General features: G+C 67.2%; 23 protein-coding genes. 8 read left to right on the top strand and 15 right to left on the bottom strand.

Annotated features, from left to right (window positions below; all coding sequences use genetic code 11):
- Positions 1 to 68: 68 nt before the first annotated feature.
- Positions 69 to 1,685 (bottom strand): ABC transporter permease, encoded by a 1,617-nt coding sequence (locus AC07PT_RS08190; RefSeq protein WP_492346852.1) that lies wholly within the window; start codon positions 1,683 to 1,685, stop codon positions 69 to 71.
- A 52-nt stretch (positions 1,686 to 1,737) separates the two neighbouring features.
- Between AC07PT_RS08190 and AC07PT_RS08185 the strand changes: the two genes are divergently transcribed.
- Positions 1,738 to 2,799, top strand: a complete 1,062-nt coding sequence (locus AC07PT_RS08185) for an ABC transporter ATP-binding protein (protein ID WP_494656384.1) — start codon at positions 1,738 to 1,740, stop codon at positions 2,797 to 2,799.
- Between the two features lie 22 nt (positions 2,800 to 2,821).
- Here AC07PT_RS08185 and AC07PT_RS08180 read toward each other — a convergent pair whose 3' ends face one another.
- The gene (locus tag AC07PT_RS08180) at positions 2,822 to 4,081 is read right to left on the bottom strand and encodes an MFS transporter (RefSeq protein WP_494656383.1); all 1,260 of its coding nucleotides are present in this window, start codon (positions 4,079 to 4,081) and stop codon (positions 2,822 to 2,824) included.
- A 111-nt stretch (positions 4,082 to 4,192) separates the two neighbouring features.
- On the opposite strand from AC07PT_RS08180, the gene AC07PT_RS08175 reads away from it, so the two are divergent.
- Positions 4,193 to 5,110: an AraC family transcriptional regulator gene (locus AC07PT_RS08175; RefSeq protein ID WP_492346849.1), complete on the top strand. Its 918-nt coding sequence runs from the start codon at positions 4,193 to 4,195 to the stop codon at positions 5,108 to 5,110.
- Positions 5,111 to 5,205: 95 nt separating this feature from the next.
- The gene (locus AC07PT_RS08170; RefSeq protein WP_494656382.1) at positions 5,206 to 7,374 is read left to right on the top strand and encodes an FUSC family protein; all 2,169 of its coding nucleotides are present in this window, start codon (positions 5,206 to 5,208) and stop codon (positions 7,372 to 7,374) included.
- A 54-nt stretch (positions 7,375 to 7,428) separates the two neighbouring features.
- On the opposite strand, the gene AC07PT_RS08165 is transcribed toward AC07PT_RS08170, so the two are convergent.
- The 4 genes from AC07PT_RS08165 to clpB form a co-directional block, all read right to left on the bottom strand.
- Positions 7,429 to 8,772: an amidase gene (locus AC07PT_RS08165; protein WP_492346847.1), complete on the bottom strand. Its 1,344-nt coding sequence runs from the start codon at positions 8,770 to 8,772 to the stop codon at positions 7,429 to 7,431.
- 74 nt (positions 8,773 to 8,846) lie between these two features.
- Positions 8,847 to 9,734 carry a formyltransferase family protein gene (locus tag AC07PT_RS08160; RefSeq protein ID WP_494656381.1) on the bottom strand — a complete coding sequence of 296 codons (888 nt, stop codon included), beginning with the start codon at positions 9,732 to 9,734 and terminating at the stop codon, positions 8,847 to 8,849.
- A 168-nt stretch (positions 9,735 to 9,902) separates the two neighbouring features.
- On the bottom strand, positions 9,903 to 10,259 hold the full coding sequence (locus tag AC07PT_RS08155) for a hypothetical protein (RefSeq protein WP_492346845.1): 357 nt from the start codon (positions 10,257 to 10,259) through the stop codon (positions 9,903 to 9,905).
- 108 nt (positions 10,260 to 10,367) lie between these two features.
- Positions 10,368 to 12,974, bottom strand: coding sequence for an ATP-dependent chaperone ClpB (clpB, locus tag AC07PT_RS08150; RefSeq protein WP_492346844.1), 2,607 nt, complete (start codon positions 12,972 to 12,974; stop codon positions 10,368 to 10,370).
- An 87-nt stretch (positions 12,975 to 13,061) separates the two neighbouring features.
- Here clpB and AC07PT_RS08145 point away from each other — a divergent pair, with 87 nt between their 5' ends.
- On the top strand, positions 13,062 to 13,676 hold the full coding sequence (locus tag AC07PT_RS08145; protein ID WP_494656380.1) for a hypothetical protein: 615 nt from the start codon (positions 13,062 to 13,064) through the stop codon (positions 13,674 to 13,676).
- A 15-nt stretch (positions 13,677 to 13,691) separates the two neighbouring features.
- Here AC07PT_RS08145 and AC07PT_RS08140 read toward each other — a convergent pair whose 3' ends face one another.
- The gene (locus tag AC07PT_RS08140; protein WP_031255025.1) at positions 13,692 to 14,180 is read right to left on the bottom strand and encodes a molybdenum cofactor biosynthesis protein MoaE; all 489 of its coding nucleotides are present in this window, start codon (positions 14,178 to 14,180) and stop codon (positions 13,692 to 13,694) included.
- A 294-nt stretch (positions 14,181 to 14,474) separates the two neighbouring features.
- On the opposite strand from AC07PT_RS08140, the gene dapA reads away from it, so the two are divergent.
- Positions 14,475 to 15,389 (top strand): 4-hydroxy-tetrahydrodipicolinate synthase, encoded by a 915-nt coding sequence (dapA, locus tag AC07PT_RS08135; RefSeq protein ID WP_494656379.1) that lies wholly within the window; start codon positions 14,475 to 14,477, stop codon positions 15,387 to 15,389.
- Positions 15,390 to 15,576: 187 nt separating this feature from the next.
- A complete protein-coding gene (locus AC07PT_RS08130; protein WP_494656378.1) occupies positions 15,577 to 16,890 on the top strand; it encodes a DUF4397 domain-containing protein in 1,314 nt (437 codons plus the stop codon).
- Here AC07PT_RS08130 and AC07PT_RS08125 read toward each other — a convergent pair.
- Positions 16,878 to 17,837, bottom strand: coding sequence for a methylglyoxal synthase (locus AC07PT_RS08125; RefSeq protein ID WP_494656377.1), 960 nt, complete (start codon positions 17,835 to 17,837; stop codon positions 16,878 to 16,880). The two genes, AC07PT_RS08130 and AC07PT_RS08125, sit on opposite strands and share 13 nt — an antisense overlap.
- A gap of 15 nt (positions 17,838 to 17,852) precedes the next feature.
- The gene (locus tag AC07PT_RS08120) at positions 17,853 to 18,080 is read right to left on the bottom strand and encodes a hypothetical protein (RefSeq protein WP_492346839.1); all 228 of its coding nucleotides are present in this window, start codon (positions 18,078 to 18,080) and stop codon (positions 17,853 to 17,855) included.
- 99 nt (positions 18,081 to 18,179) lie between these two features.
- Between AC07PT_RS08120 and AC07PT_RS08115 the strand changes: the two genes are divergently transcribed.
- The gene (locus tag AC07PT_RS08115) at positions 18,180 to 18,434 is read left to right on the top strand and encodes a hypothetical protein (RefSeq protein ID WP_492346838.1); all 255 of its coding nucleotides are present in this window, start codon (positions 18,180 to 18,182) and stop codon (positions 18,432 to 18,434) included.
- A gap of 22 nt (positions 18,435 to 18,456) precedes the next feature.
- On the top strand, positions 18,457 to 18,804 hold the full coding sequence (locus AC07PT_RS08110) for a hypothetical protein (RefSeq protein WP_494656376.1): 348 nt from the start codon (positions 18,457 to 18,459) through the stop codon (positions 18,802 to 18,804).
- Here the strand turns inward: AC07PT_RS08110 and AC07PT_RS08105 are convergent, their stop codons facing one another.
- The 6 genes from AC07PT_RS08105 to AC07PT_RS08080 all read right to left on the bottom strand — a co-directional run bounded on the left by AC07PT_RS08105 (position 18,805) and on the right by AC07PT_RS08080 (position 25,177).
- Positions 18,805 to 19,068 (bottom strand): MoaD/ThiS family protein, encoded by a 264-nt coding sequence (locus AC07PT_RS08105; protein WP_494656375.1) that lies wholly within the window; start codon positions 19,066 to 19,068, stop codon positions 18,805 to 18,807. It lies immediately after the preceding gene.
- Positions 19,065 to 20,336, bottom strand: coding sequence for a molybdopterin molybdotransferase MoeA (locus AC07PT_RS08100; RefSeq protein WP_492346835.1), 1,272 nt, complete (start codon positions 20,334 to 20,336; stop codon positions 19,065 to 19,067). Before AC07PT_RS08100 ends, AC07PT_RS08105 begins: the two co-directional genes overlap by 4 nt.
- Entirely contained in the window at positions 20,333 to 20,881 is a 549-nt protein-coding gene (mobB, locus tag AC07PT_RS08095) for a molybdopterin-guanine dinucleotide biosynthesis protein B (RefSeq protein WP_492346834.1), read from the bottom strand. Before mobB ends, AC07PT_RS08100 begins: the two co-directional genes overlap by 4 nt.
- A gap of 147 nt (positions 20,882 to 21,028) precedes the next feature.
- A complete protein-coding gene (gene thrC, locus AC07PT_RS08090) occupies positions 21,029 to 22,459 on the bottom strand; it encodes a threonine synthase (RefSeq protein WP_494656374.1) in 1,431 nt (476 codons plus the stop codon).
- 120 nt (positions 22,460 to 22,579) lie between these two features.
- Positions 22,580 to 23,902 carry a homoserine dehydrogenase gene (locus AC07PT_RS08085; protein WP_494656373.1) on the bottom strand — a complete coding sequence of 441 codons (1,323 nt, stop codon included), beginning with the start codon at positions 23,900 to 23,902 and terminating at the stop codon, positions 22,580 to 22,582.
- Between the two features lie 42 nt (positions 23,903 to 23,944).
- Positions 23,945 to 25,177, bottom strand: a complete 1,233-nt coding sequence (locus AC07PT_RS08080; protein ID WP_019574981.1) for a pyridoxal phosphate-dependent aminotransferase — start codon at positions 25,175 to 25,177, stop codon at positions 23,945 to 23,947.
- Positions 25,178 to 25,250 lie beyond the last annotated feature (73 nt).

Here is a 25,250-nt window from a genome sequence, read left to right as displayed (position 1 = left end):
AAATGCTATCACGAACAAGAATGATTCTCATGAAGATCAACACACGCGATACAAGGTGTTGCGCGAGACTAACGGCGGCGCAGTGTCCGGCTCAGCATGATCACCGGCACCAGGCCTGCCAGCACCAGGGCCAGGGCCGGCAAGGCCGCCTCGCCCAAGCGTTCATCGCGCGCCAGCTGGTGGGTGATCACAGCCAGGGTGTCCGTGTTGAAGGGCCGCAACACCAGGGTGGCGGGCAGCTCCTTCATGACATCCACCATCACCAGCAGGATGGCGGCCATCATGGGCTGGCGCAGCAGCGGCAGGTGCACCCGCCTGAGCAGGCCCCAGCCCGCCACACCCAGCATGCGGGCGCTGTCATCGAGGTGAACCGGCACCCGGCTGTAGCCGCTTTGCACCGATTGCAAGGCCACGGCCACGAAGCGGACCAGGTAGGCCCAGATCAGCCCCAGAAAGGTGGTGGTCAACAAAGACCCCACCGACCCTTGCGGCCAGCGCGACTGCACCCAGCCCACAGGCAGCAGAAGTCCGACCACGATCACGGCACCGGGCACGGCATACCCGAGGCCGATCACATAGGACAGTGAACGCATCTGGGTGCCGGGGTACAGGCGCGACTGGGCCGACAGCCACAGGGCCAGCAAGCTGGCCAGCACGGCGGTGCCCAGGCCCAATGCGAGGCTGTCAAAGGCCCAGCGACCGAAGCGCGCCCAGGGCAGAGCCACCTCGCCGGCGGCGTGCAGGGCGCGCAGCATGAAGCCCACCGGCAACACAAAGCCCAGCAGCACGGGCAGCGCGCAAAGGCCGATCGCCAGCCCGGCTTGCCACCCCCCCAGTCTGAGCACGGTCGAGCCTGCCGAAGCCCGGTCCAGCCGCTGGCTGGCAAATCGCAGGCGAGCCTGGGAACGTTGTTCCAAGGTCAACAACAGTGCCACGATCAGCAACAACACAGTGGCCAGTTGAGCCGCGGCAATGTGGTCCTCCATGACCAGCCAGGCCTTGTAAATGCCGGCGGTGAAGGTCTGGATGCCGAAGTAGCTGGAGACGCCGTAATCGGCCAGGGTCTCCATCAGGGCCAGGGCCGCCCCGGCCGCCATGGCGGGCCGGGCCATCGGCAAGGCCACACGGAACACCCGCCGGCCAAGCGACGCCCCCAGCAGGCGGGCCGCCTCCATCAGCAACTGGGCCCGCTGTGCCAGGGCCGTGCGCACCAGCAGGTAGACATAGGGGTACAAGGCCAGGATGAAGACGCCGATCGCGCCCCCCACGCTGCGGATGTTGGGCAGCAGGCGCCCCTCCAGGCCCCAGGCCGCACGCATCCAGGTCTGCAAGGGGCCACTGAACTGCAGGAAGTCGGTGTAGGCATAGGCCAGCACATAAGCTGGCATGGCCAGCGGCAGCAGCAAGGCCCATTCAAAGGTGCGGCGCAGCGGAAAGTCGAACAGGGACACCAGCACCGCGCAGAGGCTGCCCAGCAACACCACCCCGACACCCACCCCCAGCGACAGCAGCACGGTGGTGGCGGCATAGCGGGGCAACACTGTGTCCAGCATGTTGCGCAGCAGGTCGTGCGAGCCTTCATTCCACTGCAGCCAGGCCCCGATCACCACCAGCACGGGCAAGGCCAGCAGCAGGGCGATCCCCCAGAGAACGGCACGCGAGAAGAAGCCCGGACGAAAAATCATGCGGCATTGTAGGAGCCAATATCGCGGCCCATGGACTCCCTACAATCGCCCCATGTTTCTTGAAGTCCTTGATCTGGAGATCCGCTATCCTGGCCGCGAACACCTGGCGGTGGACCGCGCCAGCCTGGGCCTGAAGGCCGGCGAGATCGGGGTGTTGCTGGGCCCTTCGGGCTGTGGCAAGACCACGCTGCTGCGCGCCGTGGCCGGCCTCGAACCCGTCAGTGCCGGCACCATCCGGCTGGCCGGCGAGTGGGTCAGCGGCCAGGGCGGGCATGTGCCGCCGGAGGGCCGGCGCATCGGCATGGTGTTCCAGGACTACGCGCTGTTCCCCCACCTCAGCGTGGCGGACAACGTCCGCTTCGGACTGCACCGCCAGCCGCGGGCCCAGCAGGCCCAGCGGGTGGATGAGGTCCTGGGCCTGGTGGGGCTGCGCTCCAGCGCCCAGCGCTTTCCGCATGAGCTCTCGGGCGGCCAGCAACAACGGGTGGCCCTGGCCCGGGCCCTGGCGCCCAAGCCCCACCTGATGCTGCTCGACGAACCGTTCTCCAACCTGGATGTGGAATTGCGCGAGCGCCTGGCCCACGAGGTGCGCAGCATCCTCAAGGAAGCCCAGACCACCGCGCTTTTTGTCACCCACGACCAGATGGAAGCCTTTGCCCTGGGCGACCTGATCGGGGTCATGTCACAAGGCCGGATGCACCAGTGGGCCGACGCCGGCACGGTTTACCGCGAACCGGCCAGCCGTTTTGTGGCCGATTTCATCGGGCACGGGGTGTTCGCGCCCGGCCGCGTGCAACATCAGGCCGGCCAGCGCTGGATCGACACCGCCCTGGGGCCCCTGCCAGCCCCGGCGCACTGCGCCGACGGCCCCTGCGACGTGCTGCTGCGCGCCAGCGATGTGGCCTGCGACCCGGCCCCGGGTGCGCCCCAGGCCCAGATTGTTCGCAAACTGTTCCGCGGCGCCGAATCGCTGTACGAGTTGCGCCTGGCCGACGGCCAGCGGCTGCTGGCCCAGGTGCCCAGCCATCTGGAGCACCCCGTGGGCAGTTGGATCGGCGTGCGTGCCTGCCCCGCCCACCCGGTGGTGTTCGACCCCGTCGCCCCAGCGGCCTGAAACGGCCCTGCCCTCCCCGGGCTCAGGCCGGCTGCAGGCCCGCTGCAGTGCGGCGCACCCGCCGCACATTGAAGGCACTGGCGATCAACACGGCCTGCACCACGGCCAGGCCCACCAGCACGCTGGTGTACTGCCCGTGGTCCATCATCCGACCAAACACCAGCGGCGAGATGGCCTGGCCGATGTCCAGCCCCGCGTACACCACCCCATAGACACGGCCGGTGGCGTTCTCGGGCGTGGAGCGCTTGACCAGCAGATCGCGCGAAGGGCCGGCAATGCCATTGGCAAAGCCCATGAAGCCGAACAGCACCGGCACCAGGCTGGCCGGCACCGGGGCCAGCGCCAGGCTGAGTGCCACCAGGGCCGCCAGGCCAATGCCCACGGCCACGATGCGCTCGCAACGCGTGGGATCGGAGGCCAGAAAGCCCCCCAGCACCATGCCACCGGCGCTGGCCACCATGTAGATGGTCAGGCACACCGCCACCAGGGTCACGGGCACGGCATGCAATTGCCGGGCGGCCTCCGGCGCAAAGGTCTGCACCACGCTGAGCGCCATGGCATAGAAGAGGAAGAACGCGAAACACATCCACACCGCCGGGATGCGCAAGAAATCGAGGCCGCCAGCCGCCGCAGCGGTGCTCTTGGCCGAGGAAGAGGATGCAGGCTTGGGCACGGCTGCGGCGCCGGGCAAGCTCAGCACCTCACGGTTGAACCACAGCACGGCCAGCACGACCAGCGCCAGCCCACCCGCGCTGGCCAACGCCACGCGCCAGGAAAAAGCCATGGCCAAGGGCACCACCAGGGCCGGGGCCAGCGCCCAGCCCAGGCTGCCCGTGATCCCGTGCACGCTGTAGGCATGACCCAGGCGGGTGGTGGCCACCTTGCGGTTGAACAAGGTGTAGTCCACCGGGTGGAACACCCCGTTGCCCATGCCGGCCAGCACGGCACAGCACAGCAGCATCCAGTAGTTGGGCGCCGCGGCATAGCCCAGCAGGGCCACACCCAGCAGGCCCAGGCCGGCAAACAGCACCGGGCGCGGGCTGTAGCGGTCGACCACAAAGCCCGACAGCGCCTGCACGATGCATGACACCACGAAGAACACCGTGAGCACAAAACCCAGCTCGGTGTAACTCACGCCAAAGGCGTCCTTGAGCCAGGGAAACAAGGGCGCCAGCACCAGCTGGCTGAAATGGCTGATGCCGTGGGCCAGACCCACCAGGCCGATCAGGGTGGCATCCTGACGAACAGTGGGCACGGGCAAGGCGTGGGCGGTAGTGGACATGAAACAGGCTCCCGAGTGGCTTGACGAGGGTCATGTTAGGGGGAGCGCGCTCGTCTTGTTGACGATGAAAAGACATAATCCATCGAAATCAAGACAAATCAGCCCGCCGACATGCCCGCCACCCGACGCCCCCTCACCCGACGCAGCGCCCTCCGGCCGGTGGCCGTGCGCCCCGCCGGCGACGTGGTCGACAGCCTTACCCCACACCTTTACCTGCCCACGGCGGATCGGCCGTTGCGCGCCAAGATGCGCCACCTGCAGGCCGAGACCAAGGTGGTGCCGCACCACCACGAGTGGCCCCAGCTGACCTTCTCGCTCAATGGCGTGTGCCGCCTCAGCACCGACGACGGCACCTTCATCGTGCCGCCCTCCCGGGCGGTCTGGGTACCGGCCGGCATGAGCCATTCAATCAATGTGGTGGAAGACGCCGACTTGCACACCCTCTACCTGCACCACCTGGCGGCCCCGCAGCAGGCCCCCTGGCAAGGCTGCGTGGTGATCGAGGTCACCGAGCTGATGCGCGCCCTGGTGCTGAGCCTGGACACCCACTCCGACGCCCAGCTGAGCCGGGTCGAGCCAATCAGGCAACAGGCGCTGCTGCAACGCGAGCGCCTGATCCAGCCCCTGCTGTGCGATGAACTGCTGCAGGCGCCGCAGATCCGCATGGGCGTACCCCTGCCCCCGCGCGAGGGCGGCGACAAGCGCCTGCGGGCCCTGTGCGAAGCGGTGCTGAGGGCCCCGGGTGAACGGGCCACGCTGGCCGAGTGGTCGGCCAGCGTGGGCGCCAGCGAGCGCACCGTGGCTCGCCTGTTCCGCGAGCAACTGGGCCTGAGCTACCAGCAGTGGCGCCAGCAGGCCACGCTGGCCTATGCCCTGCCCCTGCTGGCCCGCGGCCAGCCGGTGAGCCTGGTGGCGGCCGCCAGCGGCTACGCCAGCGAGAGTGCTTTCACGGCCATGTTCCGAGCCGCCATGGGACAGCCCCCCAGCCACTTCAGCGGCAAGGCCCGAAGCAGCCCAGGCGTGGCCTGAAAGCGAGCCGTTCATCCGGTTACATCCTCACAGACAAGGCCGCCGGCTCACGCTATGCTGCCGCAGGTCTCCGACAGCCCCCTCTTGCCTTGCCCATGCGTTCTTTCTACCCCCTGACCTGGCTGCTCCGCCTGCCCCCCCATGTTCTCAACGGCCTGGGGGTGGCGCTCGGCATCGGCCTGATCCAGTGGCTGTTCGGCAGCCAAACCACGCTGCACCTGGCGCAGTTGGCCAGCAGCGGCGCGGTGTTCTCCAGCCTGGCCGATGTGCCCACCACACCGCGGCGCTCGCTGCACCGGGTGCTGTTGGCGGCCGCCCTGGGCGCCCTGGCCACCTGGACGGTGGCCGCCCTTGACCCCTACCCCAGGGTGCTCGGCCTGGCCATCATGGGCCTGGTGTTCCTGGGCATGATGACCCTGGCCTGGGGCCCCCGGGCCGGGCCGGTGTCGTTTTCGGCCGTGCTGGCCATCGTCTTCACCATGGGCATGCCCCCGGGCACCCCACCCGGCGAACTGCTGCTCTGGACCCTCGCAGGCTCGGCCGTTTACCTGGCCTGGGCCCAGGTCCTGGTGCGCCTGCTGCAACCGCGCTACCGCAGCCTGGCCCTGGCGACGGCACTGGACGCCACGGCCCAGTTGCTGCGCTCAAGGGCCGGGGTCGTGGAAGGGGCCGCTGAGACCGACCAGGCGCGGGACTCGCTGCAGACCTGGGTGCGCGACGAAGCCGTGTTGGCCGAACGCCTGCAGGCCGCCCGCGACCTGCTGTTTGCCGCCCCGGATTCGGCCCGCGCACGCCGCGACACCGGCATGCTGCTGCGGGCCATCGACCTGCGCGACATCCTGCTGGCCAGCCGCCTCGACCTGGAGCTGCTGGGCAGCGACGAACTGGCCCTGCAGGTGCGGGCCGCCCTGGCAGCACGCCTGCGGCACCTGGCTTACCGGCTGGACCAGGCCCAGGCCGGTGTGCGTGGCCTGCCGCCCCCGGATGAAGACGAGCCGCCGCTGCGGCTGGCCTTGCGCGACCAATTCATGACCCACCCGCTGTTGCAATCGGACGACGTGCGGGCGCGCCTGCTGCCCGCGCTGGTGAACCGGGTGCAACACCTGGCCGATGACGTGGACGCCATCCATGCGCTGCTGCGCCAAGGCGACGGTGAACTGCCACTGACACGCAAGGAACTGCAACTTTTCGTGGCCCCTGAAGGCTGGCCGCTGTCGGCCTTCAAGCCCCATCTGAGCCTGGCCTCGCCCGTGCTGCGCCACGCCCTGCGGGCCGCGCTGGCGCTGGGCGCGGCCTACTACATCGCACTGGCCCTGCCCTGGACCGCGCACCCCCAATGGCTGGTGTTGAGCGTGGCCGTGGTGCTGCGTGGCAACCTGGAACAGACGCTGTCGCGGCGCAACATCCGGGTGCTGGGCACCTTGCTGGGCTGCCTGATCGTGATGGGGCTGGCCCATGTGCACGCCCCCTGGGTGCTGACACTGGCCTTTTTGATGGCCGTCGGCCTGGCGCACAGCTTCGCCGTGGAACGCTACCTGGTCACCGCCTCGGCGGCCACGGTGATGGCGCTGTTGCAGGCCCATCTGGCCCACCCGGCGATCGGCTTTCCGATTGCCGAGCGCCTGGGCGACACCCTGCTGGGCGCCTTGATGGCCTGGGCTTTCTGCTTTGTGCTGCCCTCGTGGGAGCGGCGGGCCCTGCCCCGCGCGCTACCGCGCCTGCTGCTGGCGCTGCGCGCCTATGCCCATGCGGCACTGGCCCCGCACGACCCGGCCCACCCCGAGCGCACGGTGGCCCAGCGCCTGGCCCGGCGCCAGGCCTACGACGCCCTGAGCCTGCTGGCCACCGCGCTGCAACGCAGCAGCTTCGAGCCGCGCCAGGTGCAACTGCCGCTTCAGCCCCTGACCCGCCTGCTGGACCACGCCCAGCGCCTGATGGCCCACTTGTCGATGTTGCGCATGATGCAGTTGCGCGAGGGCTCCGAGTTGCAACGGGCGCAAGCACAGGCCGCCGTGCAGGCGGCCCAGAAGACACTGGACACGCTGCTGACCCCAGGCCAACGGCCACCGGGCAACAGCGAGGTGGAAACCCAGGTTGAAGCAGCCGCCCTGGACGCTGGGCTGGACCTGCTGCCGGAAAAACCGCTCAGTGAGGACGTGCTGCCCTGGATGAACCGACGCCTGCAGGTGGCCCTGCGCGATGCGGCGCGGGTGGCGTCATCGGCCCGCGAGGCGCTGGGCGAACTGCGCCGCCCGCCGGGCTGAAAACGCACCAGGCGACGCTGACAAGCCTGGCGCCCAAGGGCGCCTCAAGGCGCCTCAGGCCAGCGCCTGCTCCACCGCCAGCGCCACGCTGGCCAGGCGCGCATCGTCGCCGCGCACCGAGGCCAGCATCAGCCCCACCGGCAGCTCGCCCGCGGGCTGGCAGGGCAGGCTGAAGGCACAGCCATCGAGGTAGTTGAAGGCAAAGGTGTTGCGCAGCAGCAGGCCATTGGCCTTGAAGAAGGCCTCGTCAGACGCCACCAGCTCGTCGATGGCCGGCGCCAACACGGGCACGGTTGGGCACAGCACCGCGTCAAAGCCCGCCAGAACCGCCTCCACCCGGGCGATCCAGTCAGCTCGGTGGTCCTGCATGGCGATGTACTCGCGGGCCGTGACGGGCGCCCCCAACTCGATGCGGGCGGCCACGCGGGGGTCGAACTGCCCCCGCGCCCGGGCCAGACGCTGGTGATGCACGGCATAGGCCTCGACCGGCGAGAACCCGCCGGGCGCATTCAAGCGCGGGATCTCGGCCAGCTCGCTCAGGGGAATGTCGATCAACTGAGCGCCAGCCGCCGACAGCCGCGTGAGCGCACGGGCATGGGCCTGGGCCACTTCGGGCGCCAGGCCATCGAGCAGCACGGTCTGCGGCAGGGCCAGACGCAGGCCGGCCAGCGGGCGACGTTGCACGGGCAGCGGCGCACCGGCCAGCACAGCATCCACCGTGAGGCAGTCGGCCACGCTGCGGGTCATGGCGCACACGGTGTCCAGACTGCGCGACAACTCCAGTGCGCCCTGACGTGGCACGCGCGACTGCGTGCTCTTGAAGCCCACCAGGCCGCACAAGGCCGCAGGAATGCGGATCGAGCCGCCAGTGTCCGAGCCCAGGCCCGCCACGGCCAGCCCCAGGGCCACCGAGACGGCGGCCCCCGACGAAGAGCCCCCGGGAATGCGCGCCACCCCGGCATCGGCCGGGTTGCGTGGCGTGCCGTGATGGGGGTTGATGCCCACACCCGAGAAAGCGAACTCGGTCATGTTGGTCTTGCCCAGCAGCGCCGCACCGGCGTTGCGCAGCCGGGCCACGGCCGGCGCGTCTGCACCGGCCGCAGGCTCGCCGCGGCAGACCACCGAGCCGGCCAGCGTGGTCTCGCCGGCCACGTCGTACAGGTCCTTGATGCTGACGGGCAGGCCCGCCAGGGCCGGCAGGGCCACACCGGCAGCGCGCTGCGCATCCGCGTGGCGGGCGGCAGCCAGGGCGGCCTGGGGGTACAAGGTGGTGAAGACGCTGGCTGCCGCCGGTGCAGCCGCGGCCTCCAGGGCGCCGGCCACCAGGGCCTCGCAACTGGTTTCGCCGCGCGCCAGGCGGGCCTTGAGAACGGGAATGGTGTCGGTGATGAAGCGCATGGGCCCCTCGCAATTCAGCCAGCGGGCATTATCGGGCGGGGTGGGCCGTGCTGAAGCCCGGGCCCACAGAGCTTTCAGCGCGCCGGGGTCTCGGTCGGTGTGCCCGGGGCCAGCAGGCTCCACTCCAGCAGCGCCACATACCCGTCGCGACAGGCCAGCACCAGCCGGGGCCCGTCGCTGTGCACCACGGCCCCGGGCGGAAAACGATGCCCTTGCTTCCAGGCCGCGGCGCGGCGCACATGGAAGAGCACGTTGTTGACCCTCGCCAGGCATTCAAAACGGCCAAAGGCACGCAACTGGGTCTGCAACTCGTCCACACCACGTTCGAAATCCAGCAGGCGGTCGTCGTCGCTCCAGAGCTTCACGTAGTGCCCCTCGCCTTGGGGCTGGGCCTGCGCCCACAGGGCGTCCAGATTCATCGCCACGGCCGTGGCCAGTTGCCCGGCGGCGATCTGGGCCTTGAGGTCCAGGCTCTCGTGGCACTCGTCGTCGGTCAGCTCGAAGCTGCGGCTGGCCAGCACATCGCCGGCATCAAACTCGTGCGTGACCTGGTGGCAGCTCACAGCCCAGCGCTTTTGCCGGTCCAACAAGGCCTGCACCAGAGGATAGGGTCCACGGTAACGCGGCAACGGCGAGGGGTGGAAGTTGATGGCATAGCGCAGATAAGGCGCCCAGTCGCCGATGCGCCACTGGTAGCTGGCCAGCACCAGCAGCTCGCAATCGCGGGCCTGCAGATCGGCCATGGCGGCCGGGTCCAGCGGCGAGAGCTGGATGTCCAACCCCAGGCTGCGGGCATAGGCGATGGTGGCCTTGTTGTGGGAGATGCGTTCGTCGGTGGGGGCGGTGAACAGCTTCACCGGCTGCCAGCCTGCCTCGACAAAGGCCTTGAAAACACCGAGGTAACGGTCGGTGGCCGTGATGGCAAAGCGCCGCGCTGGCATGGGCTTCCTGGGCTGGTTCAAGGGTGCGCCAGCCAGCAGGCGCCACCTGACCGGTGGCGGCCCCGGGGGCCGGTTTCACCATTTTGAAAGCCGCAGGTAAAGCCTGATTGAGGTTTTGGTAAACGGCTGGTAGCCCTGGCTGGCACCGGAACGCCGAGCCGCTCAGGCCGCTCAGGCCGCCCAGGCCGTTCAGCGCGGCGGCAAGCGAGGGCTGCGGTCGCCCAAATCAGTCACTTCGGTCACCTCGATGATCTCGCGCACCTCGACGTCGGTGACATCGGCCGGGGCGCGACGCCCCGCCCCGCCTGCCCCGGCCTGGCCCCGCCGCAGCACGTCGCCAAACTGCTGGCCCAGATCAAAGCGCCGCACCCAGGGCGTGACAGGGCGCCCAGTGAGCCGGGCCCAGCCGGCCCGCAGGGTCCAGGCCAGGGCCAGCAAGGCCATGGCCGCGAGCAGGCTGAGCACCAGCACCAGCGCACCGGCCACCAGCAGCAGGCGCAACAAAAGACGGGACAAAGTGGCCAGGGCCTGGTTGAGTCCGGACATGGGTTCCTTTCAAGACGAAAAGCCCGACGCGCCAGGCGCGTCGGGCTGTGCATGGCTCAGATAGAGCCGAAGCCTCAAAGTTCAAGCGGTCGCGGGACGGCCCCGCGGTCAGGCCGCGCTGGCCGCACCGAAGTGGAACACCCCGGGCGCCTGCACCGGATCGACGTCGACCGGGATCACGCTCTTGGGTGCAAACTTGCCTTCCAGCAGCAACTTCGACAGCGGGTTCTCGATGCGCTGCTGGATCGCACGCTTGAGCGGCCGGGCACCAAACACCGGATCGAAGCCCACCTTGGCCAGTTCGGCCAGTGCCGCGGGCGACACCTGCAAAGTGAGGTCCATCTTCTGCAGGCGGGCCTGCAGGATCTGCAGCTGGATGCCGGCAATCGATTCGATGTGCTTGGCATCGAGCGCATGGAAGACCACGGTCTCATCAATGCGGTTCAGGAACTCAGGGCGGAAGTGGTTCTTCAGTTCGTCCCACACGGCGTCCTTGATGTCGTCATACGACTGCCCCACCATGGCCTGGATGTGGTGCGAGCCGATGTTGCTGGTCATCACGATGACGGTGTTCTTGAAGTCCACGGTGCGGCCCTGGCCATCGGTCAGGCGGCCATCGTCGAGCACCTGCAGCAGCACGTTGAACACATCGGGGTGCGCCTTCTCGACCTCGTCGAGCAGCACCACGCTGTAGGGCTTGCGACGCACCGCCTCGGTCAGGTAGCCCCCTTCTTCGTAGCCCACGTAGCCCGGAGGCGCGCCGATCAGGCGGGCCACCGAATGCTTCTCCATGAACTCGCTCATGTCGATGCGGATCAGGTGCTCTTCGGAGTCGAACAGAAAACCCGCCAACGCCTTGCACAGCTCGGTCTTGCCCACGCCCGTGGGGCCCAGGAACAGGAAGGAGCCGGTGGGGCGGTTGGGGTCGGACAGACCCGAACGTGAGCGGCGGATGGCGTTGGCCACCGCACTGATGGCTTCGTCCTGGCCCACCACACGCTCGTGCAGCTTGTCTTCCATCTGCAGCAGCTTGTCTTTCTCGCCCTGCATCATCTTGGACACCGGGATGCCGGTGGCACGGCTCACCACCTCGGCGATCTCTTCGGCACCCACCTGGGTGCGCAGCAGGCGCGGCGCGCCCTGGGTGGCGGCCTTGCCGGCCTCCTTGTCCTGGGCTTCCTTGAGCTGCTTTTCCAACTCGGGCAGCTTGCCGTACTGCAACTCGGCCACCTTGTTGAAATCGCCCTTGCGGGTCAGCTCCTCAATCTGCTGGCGCAGCTTGTCGATGGCTTCACGCACCTGCTGGCTGCCCTGAGCCTGGGCTTTTTCAGACTTCCAGATCTCTTCGAGGTCGGCGATCTCTTTTTGCAGCTTGGCAATCTCTTCCTCGATCAGCTCCAGGCGCTTCTGCGAGGCCTCGTCGGTCTCTTTCTTCATCGCCTCGCGCTCGATCTGCAACTGGATCATGCGGCGGTCCAGCTTGTCGATGGCTTCAGGCTTGGAGTCGATCTCGATCTTGATCTTGGCTGCGGCTTCATCGATCAGGTCGATGGCCTTGTCGGGCAGGAAGCGGTCGGTGATGTAGCGGTGGCTCAACTCGGCCGCGGCCACGATGGCCGGGTCGGTGATGTCCACACCATGGTGCACCTCGTACTTTTCTTGCAGGCCGCGCAGGATGGCGATGGTGGCCTCGACGGAGGGCTCGCCGACCAGGATTTTCTGGAAACGGCGCTCCAGCGCAGCGTCTTTCTCGATGTACTTGCGGTACTCGTCCAGGGTGGTGGCGCCCACGCAATGCAGTTCGCCGCGGGCCAGCGCTGGCTTGAGCATGTTGCCGGCGTCCATGGCGCCCTCGGCCTTGCCGGCGCCCACCATGGTGTGCAGTTCGTCGATGAAGACGATGGTCTGCCCCTCGTCCTTGGCCAGTTCGGTCAGCACGTTCTTGAGGCGTTCCTCGAAATCACCGCGGAACTTGGCGCCGGCCAGCAGCGAGGCCATGTCCAGCGACAGCACACGTTTGCCCTTGAGGGAATCGGGCACCTCGCCGGCCACGATGCGTTGCGCCAGCCCCTCGACGATGGCGGTCTTGCCCACGCCGGGCTCGCCGATCAGCACCGGGTTGTTCTTGCTGCGGCGCTGCAGCACCTGGATGGCGCGGCGGATCTCGTCGTCGCGGCCGATCACCGGGTCGAGCTTGCCCTGGCGGGCCCGCTCGGTCAGGTCGAGGCAGTATTTCTTGAGGGCCTCGCGCTGGCCTTCGGCCTCGGGGCTGTTGACGTTCTGGCCGCCGCGCACGGCCTCGATGGCCGACTCCAGGCTCTTGCGGGTCAGGCCATGGGTCTTGGCGGTGGCGGCCAGATCGATCTTGCTTTCGGTCAGGGCCAGCAGAAACAACTCGCTGGCAATGTACTGATCGCCCCGTTTGAGGGCTTCTTTTTCGGTGGCCTGGAACAGCACGGCCAGGTCACGGCTGACCTGCACCTGCTCCTGGCCCTGCACCTGGGGCAGGCGCTTGACGGCCGCCTCGGCGGCACTCAGCAGGCCGGCCACGTTGACACCGGCGCGCTGCAACAGGGCTTTGGGGCCGTCGTCCTGACGCAGCAAGGCCACCAGCAGGTGGGCCGGTTCGATGTAGGCATGATCGTTCCCCAGGGCCAGACTCTGAGCCTCGCCAAGGGCTTCTTGAAACTTGGTGGTGAATTTATCGATTCGCATGGGTGATCTCCAGTTGATCAGCAACTTGTGCCCAACAGGCTTATTTCAAGGGCCGGCCGCCGCCTGGGTGCTGACTAAAATCAAAGCATGGACATCCACCAACTGTCGCTTCAGTACCAGCGCGAGCAAGACCGCATCCTGATGCGCCTCAACACCACCTCGCGCGAGGAGTTGCGGCTGTGGCTGACCCGCCTGCTGCTCAAGGGCTGGTGGCCCTTGTTGCTGGGCGAGGTGCCCGCACCAGCCGAACCTGGCACGCCACAGGCGAACGCAGGCGCTGCAGGACTGGCGCAGGCGCAGGACGCGGCCCCCATTCAGGCCATGCCGGCGCCCACGCCCCACGCTGACTATGGCCAACCTTTTCGGGCTGATTACGTCACCCTGCCGCTGGGCGAGGCGCCTTTGCTGGTGACCGAAATCAGCCAGCAGCGCCGCGGGGACAAGCTGGCCATCTCGTTTCTGGAGCGACTGGACCCGCAGACCCCTGGCCGCACCGTGGATGTGGAGTTCGAGCCCGGCCTGCAGCAAGGCCTGCGCCAGTTGCTCATCCTGACACTGGGCCAGACCGACTGGAACCTGCCCGATACACCGCTGAAACCACCCGAGGCCGCCACCGCCACCGCCACCGCCACTGACACTGACACCGGCCCGGCCGATAACGCGTTAAGCCCCTCACACGGCCGCTCAGGCTACCTGCACTGACGAGGCCCGAACCCCTCAGGCATTGCGCGCTTCGATGCCCCAGCGCGCCAGCGCGGCGTCGTCGCTGACACGGGCATCCACCCACTGCGCCCCCTGGGGGGTTTGCTCCTTCTTCCAGAACGGCGCCTGGGTCTTGAGGTAGTCCATCAGGAACTCGCAGCCCAGAAAGCTCTGCCCCCGGTGCGCCGAGGTGACCGCCACCAGCACGATCTGCTCGCCGGGCTGCAACAGGCCCACGCGGTGCACCACCCGGGCGCCATACAGGTCAAAGCGCTGGTGGGCCTGGTCGATCATGGCCTCGATGGCGCGCTCGGTCATGCCGGGGTAGTGCTCCAGCTCCATGGACAGCACGGGCGCGCCGTTGTTGCCCTCGTTGCCGCCACGCACGGTGCCCACAAAACTGCACACCGCCCCCACACGCCGGTCATGGGCGCGCAGCGCGGCCAATTCGGCAGAAACATCAAAGTCGGCGGTCTGGATGGCAACACGGGGTAATCGGCTCATGGTCGGTATTTTGGCACCGCAGGCAAGGCCCCGGCGGCGGCGTTTATACTGCGCCGATGTTCACCGCCCCAGCCCAGCCTGCCACCGAGCGCCGCGCGCCCGGCGCGCCCGCGCAGGCCTGCGGCGTGAACAAAAGCAAAAAACCCCAGCTCATCTGACCGGAGCTGCGGTTCCGTCCTCGGATGAGCGATGGAGCCGCACGGCAAGAGCCCACCCTGTTTTTTGCCCCGTCCCTGTTGCGCGTTTCGAGGCCGGTTCACCCCCGGGTCTTCAACCTTTGCCAAGGAAACACGCATGCCATCACCCACCCGCCAGACCCCGCCCGAGCCCGCCACGGCCCATCCCCCCTTCCAGGGTCTTTGGCTGCCCCTGATCACGCCCTTCGATGAATCCGGCCAGGTGGACCACGCCAGCCTGGCCACCCTGACCCGGCACTACAGTCAACCGACGCAGGGCCTGAATGGCCTGGTGGTGTGTGGCTCGACCGGCGAGGCCGCCTCGCTGACCGAACAGGAGCAGGAGGCCGTGCTCGACACCGTGCTGGCCCACACCTCGCTGCCCGTGGTGATGGGGCTGACGGGTTACCACCTGGGCCACACCCTGGAACGTGTGGCCGCCCTGGCCCCGTACCCGCTGGCCGGCTGGCTGGTGCCCGCGCCCCATTACATCCGCCCCTCCCAAGCGGGTCTGCAGGGCTGGTTTGAACGCATCGCGGACCAGGCCCGGGCGCCACTGATCGTCTACGACATCCCCTACCGCACCGGCTCCACGCTGAGCCTGGCCACCCTGCTGGCCTTGGCGGAACACCCCCGCATCCAGGCCATCAAGGACTGTGGCGGCGACCCGGCCAAGACCCAGGCCCTGATCGAGGACGGCCGGCTGCAGGTGCTGGCGGGGGAAGACGCCCAGATCTTCACCACCCTGGCCCTGGGTGGCCACGGCGCCATCGCGGCCAGTGCCCATTGGCAGACCGCGCGCTTTGCACGCCTGCTGGCCCTGTTGGCCGCATCCGATCTGCAGGCCGCGCGGGGGCTGTGGCAAAGCCTGCTGCCCATGATCCCCCTGCTGTTCGCCGAGCCCAATCCTGCCCCGATCAAGGCCTTGCTGGCCGCACAAGGGCACCTGCAGCCCCATTTGCGCGCGCCCATGACGGCGGCGTCGCCCGCCTTGGTGCAGCGCCTGCTGGCGGTGGACCGTTCGGCAGGCTGAACAGGGCCGGCTTCACACAGCTTCACCCGGGCGACATGTTGCAGGCGAGGGGTTCACAAAACCTCACCATGATGACATTCGCTTGTGACGGGGCCCGTCGAAGATCGCGATACGCAGGCGCCAAGGGCCAGAGCCGGAGCTTTGGCCCTTGGCGCCGACACCGTGTCCCCTCTTTCGAAGCCTACGCATGAAACCCTCTCCAAGCTTTTCCCTTGCCCCCCACGCACTGAGCCGCCGCAGCTGGCTGATGGCCCTGGGCAGTCTGGGCATCGCACCTGTGCTGACCGCCTGCGGCAGTGGTGACGACGGCAGCTCCAAGATCCGGGTGATCAACGCCACGCAGGGCCTGAGCGCGCTGGACGCCTACCTGGACACCACCTCGATCGCCAGCAGCGTGGCCAGCGCAGCTGCCAGCAGCTACTACGGCGCCGACCCCGACACCTACACCCTGGGCCTGCGCAGCGCGGGCGGGGCCGTGAACAGCCTGGAGTCGTCGCTCACCCTGAGCAAAGACACCTCCACCTCGGTGGTGGTGACGGGCACCCAGAGCGCCCTGAGCACCACCATCTACACCGAAAACGAAAGCACCCCCAGCAGCGGCTACGCCAAGCTGCGCCTGATCAACGGCTTGCAGACAGGCGATGGCGTCGACGTCTACATCACCACCACCAGCACCACCAGCCTGGACAATCAGTCGGCCGCCATCAGCAACGTGACCGAAGGCGGCACCAGTTCGTTCAGCAAGGTGAGCAAGGGCACTTACAGCCTGTGGATCACCGGCAACGGTGACACCAGCGACCTGCGCGCCTACGTGGCCAGCATCACGCTGTCGGACCAGGGCATCGATACCTTTGTGCTGATCCCCACCAACAGCACCACACTGGCCAGCGTGCTGCGCCTGCCACAAAAGGGCAGCAGCACGACCTATGCCTGCACCCTGACCCGGGTGCGTTTTGTCAATGCGGCCTCGGCCTCCGCGTCGGCCCAGGCCACGCTGGACGGCACCGCGGTCTCGAGCGCGACCATCGGGGCCTATGGGGTGTCGTCCTACTCGCAAGTCACGGCGGGTTCACGCCTGGTGGGCTTCACCCTCAGCGGCAGCACGGTCAGCAGCCAGATGACGCTGGTGGCCGGCGATGACATGACCGTGGCCCTGGCCTTGGACAGCAGCGGGGCCTACACGGTGGTGAGCTTTGTGGACAACAACTTCCCCTCGACCTCCAGCACCAAGTCGAAGATCCGCCTGGTCAACCTGGCCGCCACGGCGGGCAGCGCGCAGCTGACCTACAACGGCGGCTCGCTGCTGGCCGACTACACCGCGGCCAACAGCGCCTCCAGCTACACCAGCTTCACGGCGGGCGAATACGATTTCGTGATCAGCGCCAGCGGCGGCAGCACCCAGACGGTGGCCAGCTACACCAGCGTGGCGGGCGTGGTGTACACCGCGTTTGCCTTCGGCACCAGCGCGGTCAGCAAGTTCACGATGCGTCAGGACGGCTGAATCCGCTCCAGGCCCTGGGCCCAGAGGGCCGCCATGGCCGGTGAGTTCAGGCAACTGCAACGGGCGCCTGCGCTCCAGACGGCCCGCTCCATCAGCTGGATGTCGGCCTCGTGCTGGCGAGCCACGTGGGGGTCTTCAAAAAAGATCACCTTCTGGCAGGCGCCATCCAGCACCAGCTCGGCAATCTGGGCATCGCCCCCCAGGGGGCCGCTCTGGTAGCGGGTGACCCAGGGCTGACCCGCGGGCCAGCCGCGCGACCAGGCCAGCTCATTGAGCAGGCCACCCGTGGTGCCGGTGGCCACACGCGATTCAAAGCGCGACAGCAGATCAAAGTGCTGGCCGGCGAAGTCGACCATCTGGGTCTTGCGGGCATCATGGGCGATCAGGGCCAGGGTCTGGTCCGCCGGGTCCAGTTCGGCCACCGCCGTGGCCCCCAGGCGCTCCGGTGCCAGGCCTGCCACCAAGGCCTCCACCCAGACCCACTCCAGGGCACCCGCCAGGGTCGGGACGAAGGGCTTGCCATGGGTGACACATTGCCGCTTCAGGGCCTGGGCCTCCGGGAAAGTGGACGAAGGGTCCACCGGGTCCATCAAAAAAATCACGCCGTCCAGCGACTCCCCCGGGGTCAGCCCCCCTGCGATGCGCGAAACCACCCGCATGAGCCCACCTTCACGCCCATTGGGCAGGCGGTGCAGGCCAGGGTAATCCACCAGCAGTTCTTCATTCAGCAAAGCGTCAAAAGCCGCCCCGACCGTGACCAGTTGCAGCCCCAGTTGCCGCACCAGGTCTTCGCTGCTGCGTGCCCATTGGGCCAGCGCGCTGTCGCTGCCCGTGCGGTGCAGGCGGTGCGCAATGAGGCCAAAGCGGCGCTGGCCTGAGACGGCCTGCTGCCAGGACTGCAGCGGCGCCGGAACAGGCCGGGCCTGGAGAGAGGACGATTCGGACATGGGGCACCTCCGGGGTCAGGGCGCGCGGTGCAGGCGCGGCGCCGATTGCAATGCGATCTGTTCCACCAGCACCTCGGCCACATTGGGCAGCCGCGGCGCACCCGGCGCCAGCAAGGCGGCCTGCAGGCGTTGGAGGTCGGCCACGGTGGGGGCCACCTTGATCTGGCCGATGGCGGCCTGGGCATTGCCGCTTTTGAGCAGCGCCATCACCTTGAGGGTCCATTCGTTGTTGTTTTTGGCCATGGGTTCCTTTCGCATCGATCGAGTTCTTTCCTGCGGCGTGGCGTTCGGGCACGCAAGATTGCTTTAGCATTCGGCAGCACTGTAACGCGCACACGCCCCATGGCCACACAAACCATCACCATCGACGGCTACAAGCTGTTCCCCAACCCGCGCAATGTGCACCGGGTGGTCTTTGAGCACCAGCTTTTCGTGCCCTACCCCTACGCACTGATCGACCTGCCCAGCTTTGACCTGGCGGGCAAATACAGCCTGTTTGCCGCCTGCCGCCTGGAGGACATGAAGATGGGACAGATGGTGACCTTTGAACTGCTGGCCGATCAGGAGCGTTTTGAACGCCGCTTCGTGCCCGACTGAGCTGTGCCCCACACCCCCTCCCATGACCGAAGACGACAACCAGATCATTGTCCCGCCCTCGTTCATCGCCGTGTACAGCGATGCAAGACAGCGCCTTAGCGAGCCCGCGGCCGTGGTGCGCCAGCGCTATGAGCTGTGCGAAGACCTGGCCTGCCAGTTGGTGGGCCACGCCCAGACCCTGTACCACGCCGAGGCCCCCTCGGAGTCGGGCATTCTGCGCAGCATCCATGCCGGCCTGAGCAACCCGGAATCCGGCTTTTCGGGCGCTGAGGCCACCTGGGTGGTGCTGCGCCTGGCCGAACTGCTGGAATGGGCCAGCCCGGCACTGGCGCCCACGCCTACCCCCTTGGCGGACGCAGAGCCGTCCTGATCAGCCGCCGGTGACCGGCGGAAAGAAAGCCACCTCGGCCCCTGCCACCAAGGGTGTCGACTCGTCGCGCAGATGCTGATTCAGCGCCAGCCGCACCGGGCGCTGGCGGGCCAGCGCATCCGCATAGGCACCGCCCCGCGCAATCAGTTCGTCGCGCAACTCGCCCAAGGTGGTGGCGCAGGTGCGCACCGTCTCGTCACCCCGGCCCAGCGCCTCGCGGATGGAGGCGAAATAGCGCACGCGCAATTCGAGTTCAACGCTCATGACAGCAGCTCCGTGAACGAGACAAAGGCCACCAGATCGCCCGGGGCGATGGTGGTGCCCGCGGGGTTGTCAACCAGGCCATCGCCCCAGACGGCCGAGGTCAGCACCCCCGAACCCTGGTGGGGGAACAGGTCCAGCCCGCCCTGCGGGTTGCGCCAGACTCGCAGGAACTCGCGACGCTTGTCGGCCTTGCCCCAGGAGAAATGGGCCGGCAGGGCCACCGTCTTGGGCCGGACCTCCTGCACGCCTTGGAGGCGCAACAGAAAGGGGCGCACCAGCATCAGGAAGGTGACATAGCTGGACACCGGGTTGCCCGGCAGCCCGACAAAGTGGCTTTGGGCGACGCGGCCATAGGCAAAGGGCTTGCCGGGCTTGATGGCCAGTTGCCACAGATGCAACTCGCCCAGCGACTGCACGGCCGGCTTGACGTGGTCTTCCTCCCCCACGCTGACGCCGCCGCTGGTGAGGATGAGATCGTGCCCCTGAGCCGCCTCGGCCAGGGTCTGGCGGGTGCGCTCAAGTTGGTCGGGCACGATGCCGAAGTCGGTGACCTCGCAGCCCATGCGCAGCAGCAGGGCACGCAGAAAGAAGCGGTTGGAGTTGTAGATGGCGCCGGCTGGCAATTGTTCGGGCGGCACATCGCCCGGCATGACCAGCTCATCGCCGGTCGAAAACAAGGCCACGCGGGGGCGCCGCGCCACCTGCAAGCGGGCCCGTCCGACGCTGGCAGCCAGGCCCAGGCTGGCCGGACTCAGGCGCTGCCCTCCGGCGAGCACCACGGCGCCCAGTTGAACGTCTTCGCCAGAACGGCGGATTGCCATGCCGACGCGAACCGCCTTGGTAAAGCGGACCTGGGGCGCCCCTTGCGCGTCCGCGAGGGCTTCACAGTCTTCCTGCATCACGACGGTATCGGCCCCCGGGGGCACCGGCGCCCCGGTGAAGATGCGCGCGGCCGTACCGGGCTGCAAGGGCACGGGCACCTCGCCCGCGGCCACGCGCTGCGACACCGGCAGCACCGTGCCTGCCGTGCCGGCGTCGGCGGCGCGCAGGGCATAGCCGTCCATGGCGCTGTTGTCATGCGGAGGCACCTGCAGCGGGGAGACCACCGATTCGGTCAGCACACGGCCGTCGGCCTCGAAGGTGGACACCCACTCGTCCGGCCAGGCGGCGCCATCCAAAGGTCGGGCATGGCCGAGCAACTCGGCCAGCACGTCATCAAGCGGGCGCAGCGCTTTGGCAGGCTGCAGGGCGACGGTGGATGCGTTCATGTTCGGTTTTCGAAAGAGTATTCAAAGCGGTCGCCATTGTCGACCAGCCAGGCGGCCACCGCCTCGGCTTGGTTGAGGTCGAGCACCGGGCGCCCGGTGGGCTCGGGCAGTTCCGCTGCGGGCACGTCCGTGGCGATGGCCACGATGAAATCGTCTTCGGGGTAACGCACGGGGTGGCCAGCGAAGTCCCCCCCGGGTGCACGCCAAACCTCGACCTTGAGCAGATCGCTTTCCTTGAAGCCCTCTACCAGCACCCAGTCCACCCCGTCATACAGCTCGGCCAGCATCTGATGCACCGACAGCCGGTAAGGCTGCTCGTACTCGCGCATCAGCGCCAGACGGTGCTCGCTGGCCACCACCACCTCGAAGGCACCGGCCTGGCGATGGCGCCAGCTGTCTTTACCGGGGTGATCGATGTCGAAGCGATGGTGCGCATGCTTGACCACCGACACGCGCAGCCCGCGCTGGCGCAAGGCTGGGATCACGCGCTCCAGCAGCGTGGTCTTGCCCGAGCCCGAATAGCCCGCAAAGCCGACAACTTTCATGCAAGTCTCCTGGGTCTGCCGCACGGGGATGATGGCCGTGGGTCAGAGCTGTTGATAGGGTGTCAGATGGCAAAAAGCCAGCGCGGGGCGCTGGCTTCAAGCTTCAGCGCCAAAGCGCAGGGGTCGCAGCCGCCACAGCGTCTGCGATCAGTCGCAATGGCGTTCGATGTAAGCCTTGACCACCGCGACATCGGCCGGGATCACCTGAACCTTCTTGGGCAGTTGTTCGATGCCTTCGAAGCGGGCCGGGCGCTCGGGCTCATGGCCCAGGGCTTCGGCGATGGTGGCGGCAAACTTGATCGGCAAAGCGGTCTCGAGCACGATCATCGGCACCGACGGGTCTCCGCGCTGCTCCAGGGCCACTTTCACCCCATCGGCAGTGTGGGTGTCGATGGTGACGCCATGGCGCTGGAAGTTGTCGCGAATGGTGGCCAAGCGATCGGCATGGGTGCTGCGGCCACTGACAAAGCCATAGCGGCTGGCCGCCTGGGCGAACAAGGGGTCGGCGCTGAGGTCAAAACGGCCCTGGCTGGACAGCTGGGCACCGAACAGATCCTGAGTGCGAGCGGCGTCGCGGCCCAACAGGTCGAATACGAAACGCTCGAAATTGCTGGCCTTGGAGATGTCCATCGAGGGGCTGGACGTCTCATGCGTGTCGGCGCTGCCGCGCACGCGGTAGATGCCGGTGCGGAAGAACTCGTCGAGCACGTCGTTCTCGTTGGTGGCCACCACCAGCCGGTCGATCGGCAGGCCCATCATGCGCGCCACGTGGCCGGCACAGACGTTGCCGAAGTTGCCCGAAGGCACAGTGAAGCTCACCTTTTGCTGGTTCGATTCGGTGGCCTGCACGTAACCGGCAAAGTAGTAGACCACCTGGGCCAGCAAACGCGCCCAGTTGATCGAGTTGACCGTGCCGATCTTGTACTGGCGCTTGAAGGCCAGGTCGTTGGAGACGGCCTTGACGATGTCCTGGCAGTCGTCAAAGACGCCTTCGACCGCCAGGTTGTGGATGTTGTCGTCCTGCAGGCTGAACATCTGGGCCTGCTGGAAGGGGCTCATGCGACCGTTCGGGCTGGTCATGAAGACGCGCACGCCCTTCTTGCCGCGCATGGCGTACTCGGCCGCACTGCCGGTGTCACCCGAGGTGGCGCCCAGGATGTTGAGTTCTTCACCACGGCGGGCCAGTTCGTACTCGAACAGGTTGCCCAGCAATTGCATGGCCATGTCCTTGAAGGCCAGCGTGGGGCCATTGGACAGGGCTTCGAGCCACAAACCATCTTCGAGGTGGCGCAGGGGCACGATCTCGCCGGTGCCGAACACCTCGGCGGTGTAGGTCTTGTGGCACAGGGCCCGCAGGTCGGCTGCCGGGATGTCGTCGATGTACAGCGACAGGATCTCGAAGGCCAGTTCGGCATAGCCCTGCTGGTGGTAGACCTGGCGCCAGCGCGTCAAGGTGGCGTCATCTACCTGAGGGTAGTGCTCGGGCAGGTAGAGCCCGCCATCGGGCGCCAGGCCCTCCAGCAGGATTTCACAAAAGCGCTTGCGGTCGGCGTGACCTCGTGTGCTCAGGTACTTCACGTTTAGTTCCTGTTCCAACAATTCAAGGGCAACCCGCCGGTGCTCACCGGTCAGACTGCCATTTTGACGCGATCGCCACCCGAATCAATGGGTGGCCGAACACGACAGGCGGCTGAGCCCTCAGGCCAGCTCTTCCTTGCGGATGCGGGTGATGGGGGCCAGCACGGTGGGCAGACCCTGCATTTCAGCCATCGCGGCATTCATGATGCCTTCGCGGGTGTCGTGGGTCAGGATGATCAGATCGGTCTGGGTCGAGCCCTCGCCGCCGACCTCGTCGGCCTCGCGCTGCAGCACCGCATCGATGCTGATGCCGGCCGTGGCCAGGATGCCGGTCACACGGGCCAGCACGCCGGCCTCGTCGGACACACGCAGGCGCAGGTAGTAGCTGGTGACGACCTCGCTCATGGGCAGCACCGGCACGTCGCTCATGGCATCGGGCTGGAAGGCCAGATGGGGCACGCGCTGGGCAGCATCGGCCGTGTGCAGGCGGGTGATGTCGACCAGGTCGGCAATCACGGCACTGGCGGTGGGTTCGGAGCCCGCGCCCTTGCCGTAGTAAAGCGTGGTGCCCACGGCATCGCCCTGCACCATCACGGCGTTCATGGCGCCTTCGACGTTGGCGATCAGACGCTTGGCCGGCACCAGGCTGGGGTGCACGCGCAGTTCGATGCCGTTGGCAGCGCGCTTGGTGATGCCCAGCAGCTTGATGCGGTAGCCCAGTTGCTCGGCGTAGCGGATGTCGGCGGCCGAGAGGCGGGTGATGCCTTCGACATAGGCCTTGTCGAACTGCACCGGGATGCCGAAAGCGATGGCGCTCATCAGCGTGGCCTTGTGGGCCGCATCGACGCCTTCGATGTCGAAGGTCGGATCGGCTTCGGCATAGCCCAGGCGCTGGGCCTCCTTGAGCACCACTTCAAAGTCCAGGCCCTTGTCACGCATTTCGGACAGGATGAAGTTGGTGGTGCCGTTGATGATGCCGGCGATCCACTGGATGGCGTTGGCGGTCAGGCCTTCACGCAGCGCCTTGATGATGGGGATGCCCCCCGCCACAGCGGCCTCGAAGGCCACCATCACGCCCTTGGCCGAAGCCGCAGCGAAAATCTCGGTGCCATGCACGGCCAGCAGGGCCTTGTTGGCCGTGACCACGTGCTTGCCGGCGGCAATGGCTTCGAGCACCAGAGCCTTGGCCACGCCATAGCCGCCGATGAGTTCGATCACGATGTCGATTTCTGGGTTGGCAATCACGGCGCGGGCGTCATTGACGACCTGCACCTGCTCACCCACCACGGCGCGCGCTCGCTCGACGTCCAGATCGGCCACCATGGTGATCTCGATGCCACGGCCCGCACGGCGGCGGATTTCTTCCTGGTTGCGTTGCAGCACGTGGAAGGTGCCACTGCCAACGGTGCCAATGCCCAGCAGGCCAACTTTGATCGGGTTCATAGCGAGACGGTTTGAAGTTTTGAAACAGACAGATAGAAAGGCTCAGACCACCACGCTGCTGCGCTTGCGGTACTGCTCCAGGAAACGGGCGATGCGGCCGATGGCCTCGCGCAGGTCGTCCTCATGGGGCAGGAACACGATGCGGAAGTGGTCGGTGTCCGGCCAGTTGAAACCGGTGCCCTGCACCAGCATCACCCGGGTCTCTTCCAGCAGTTCGAGGAAGAACTGCTGGTCGTCCTTGATCGGGTAGACCGCCGGGTCCAGGCGCGGGAACATGTACAGCGCCGCCGTGGGCTTGACGCAGCTGACGCCCGGGATGGCCGTGATCAGCTCATAGGCCAGGTCGCGCTGGCGGCGCAGCCGGCCCCCTTCGCAGACCAGGTCATTGATGCTCTGGTAGCCACCGAGCGCGGTCTGGATGGCCCACTGGCCGGGCACGTTGGAGCACAGGCGCATGTTCGAGAGCATGTTCAGGCCCTCGATGTAGTCCTTGGCAGGCTTTTTGTCGCCCGACACCACCATCCAGCCGGCCCGGTAGCCGCAGCTGCGGTAGCTCTTGGACAGCGAATTGAAGGTGAGGGTCAGCACATCTTCGCTGAGCGAGCCGATGGCGGTGTGCTTGACATCGTCGTACAGCACCTTGTCGTAGACCTCATCGGCAAAAATCACCAGGCCGTGCTCGCGGGCAATCACCACGATGGCCTTGAGCAGGTCGTCGGAGTACAGGGCGCCAGTCGGGTTGTTGGGATTGATCACCACGATGCCCTTGGTGCGCGAGGTGATCTTGCTGCGGATGTCATCCAGGTCAGGCATCCAGCCGTTGGCCTCGTCACAGCGGTAGTGCACCGGGGTGCCGCCCGACAGGCTGGCCGCCGCCGTCCACAAAGGGTAGTCGGGCGAAGGCAGCAGCACCTCGTCACCGTTGTCGAGCAGGGCATTGGTGGCCATCACGATGAGCTCGCTGGCGCCGTTGCCAAGGTAGATGTCGTCAAGCGTGACACCCTTGATGCCTTGCTGCTGGGTGTAGTGCATCACCGCCTTGCGAGCGGCAAAAATACCCTTGCTGTCCGAATAGCCTGCCGAATTGGGCAGGTTGCGGATCATGTCCTGCTGGATTTCCTCGGGCGAGTCAAAACCAAATACCGCCAGATTGCCAATATTGAGCTTGATGATCTTCTGGCCTTCGTCTTCCATTTGACGCGCTCGGTCCATGATGGGACCGCGGATGTCATAGCAGACGTTGGCAAGCTTGGCAGATTTCTGGACAGTTTTCATGGTGACGGGAAAGCCCCCTCCTGGGTAAGTCGTCAGAAGCGAAACCTATAATTTGACCACAGTTCTGCACCGC

This window comes from Curvibacter sp. GW821-FHT09D12, assembly GCF_059416245.1.
Note: the sequence above shows the minus strand (reverse complement) of the source record. Positions and strands in the feature narration are given on the sequence as shown.

Coding starts and splice junctions, on each gene's coding strand:
- AC07PT_RS08190 (WP_492346852.1), bottom strand. CDS start 1,685: ATGATTTTTCGTCCGGGCTTCTTCTCGCGTGCCGTTCTCTGGGGGATC.
- AC07PT_RS08185 (WP_494656384.1), top strand. CDS start 1,738: ATGTTTCTTGAAGTCCTTGATCTGGAGATCCGCTATCCTGGCCGCGAA.
- AC07PT_RS08180 (WP_494656383.1), bottom strand. CDS start 4,081: ATGTCCACTACCGCCCACGCCTTGCCCGTGCCCACTGTTCGTCAGGAT.
- AC07PT_RS08175 (WP_492346849.1), top strand. CDS start 4,193: ATGCCCGCCACCCGACGCCCCCTCACCCGACGCAGCGCCCTCCGGCCG.
- AC07PT_RS08170 (WP_494656382.1), top strand. CDS start 5,206: ATGCGTTCTTTCTACCCCCTGACCTGGCTGCTCCGCCTGCCCCCCCAT.
- AC07PT_RS08165 (WP_492346847.1), bottom strand. CDS start 8,772: ATGCGCTTCATCACCGACACCATTCCCGTTCTCAAGGCCCGCCTGGCG.
- AC07PT_RS08155 (WP_492346845.1), bottom strand. CDS start 10,259: ATGTCCGGACTCAACCAGGCCCTGGCCACTTTGTCCCGTCTTTTGTTG.
- clpB (WP_492346844.1), bottom strand. CDS start 12,974: ATGCGAATCGATAAATTCACCACCAAGTTTCAAGAAGCCCTTGGCGAG.
- AC07PT_RS08145 (WP_494656380.1), top strand. CDS start 13,062: ATGGACATCCACCAACTGTCGCTTCAGTACCAGCGCGAGCAAGACCGC.
- AC07PT_RS08140 (WP_031255025.1), bottom strand. CDS start 14,180: ATGAGCCGATTACCCCGTGTTGCCATCCAGACCGCCGACTTTGATGTT.
- dapA (WP_494656379.1), top strand. CDS start 14,475: ATGCCATCACCCACCCGCCAGACCCCGCCCGAGCCCGCCACGGCCCAT.
- AC07PT_RS08130 (WP_494656378.1), top strand. CDS start 15,577: ATGAAACCCTCTCCAAGCTTTTCCCTTGCCCCCCACGCACTGAGCCGC.
- AC07PT_RS08125 (WP_494656377.1), bottom strand. CDS start 17,837: ATGTCCGAATCGTCCTCTCTCCAGGCCCGGCCTGTTCCGGCGCCGCTG.
- AC07PT_RS08120 (WP_492346839.1), bottom strand. CDS start 18,080: ATGGCCAAAAACAACAACGAATGGACCCTCAAGGTGATGGCGCTGCTC.
- AC07PT_RS08115 (WP_492346838.1), top strand. CDS start 18,180: ATGGCCACACAAACCATCACCATCGACGGCTACAAGCTGTTCCCCAAC.
- AC07PT_RS08110 (WP_494656376.1), top strand. CDS start 18,457: ATGACCGAAGACGACAACCAGATCATTGTCCCGCCCTCGTTCATCGCC.
- AC07PT_RS08105 (WP_494656375.1), bottom strand. CDS start 19,068: ATGAGCGTTGAACTCGAATTGCGCGTGCGCTATTTCGCCTCCATCCGC.
- AC07PT_RS08100 (WP_492346835.1), bottom strand. CDS start 20,336: ATGAACGCATCCACCGTCGCCCTGCAGCCTGCCAAAGCGCTGCGCCCG.
- mobB (WP_492346834.1), bottom strand. CDS start 20,881: ATGAAAGTTGTCGGCTTTGCGGGCTATTCGGGCTCGGGCAAGACCACG.
- AC07PT_RS08085 (WP_494656373.1), bottom strand. CDS start 23,902: ATGAACCCGATCAAAGTTGGCCTGCTGGGCATTGGCACCGTTGGCAGT.
- AC07PT_RS08080 (WP_019574981.1), bottom strand. CDS start 25,177: ATGAAAACTGTCCAGAAATCTGCCAAGCTTGCCAACGTCTGCTATGAC.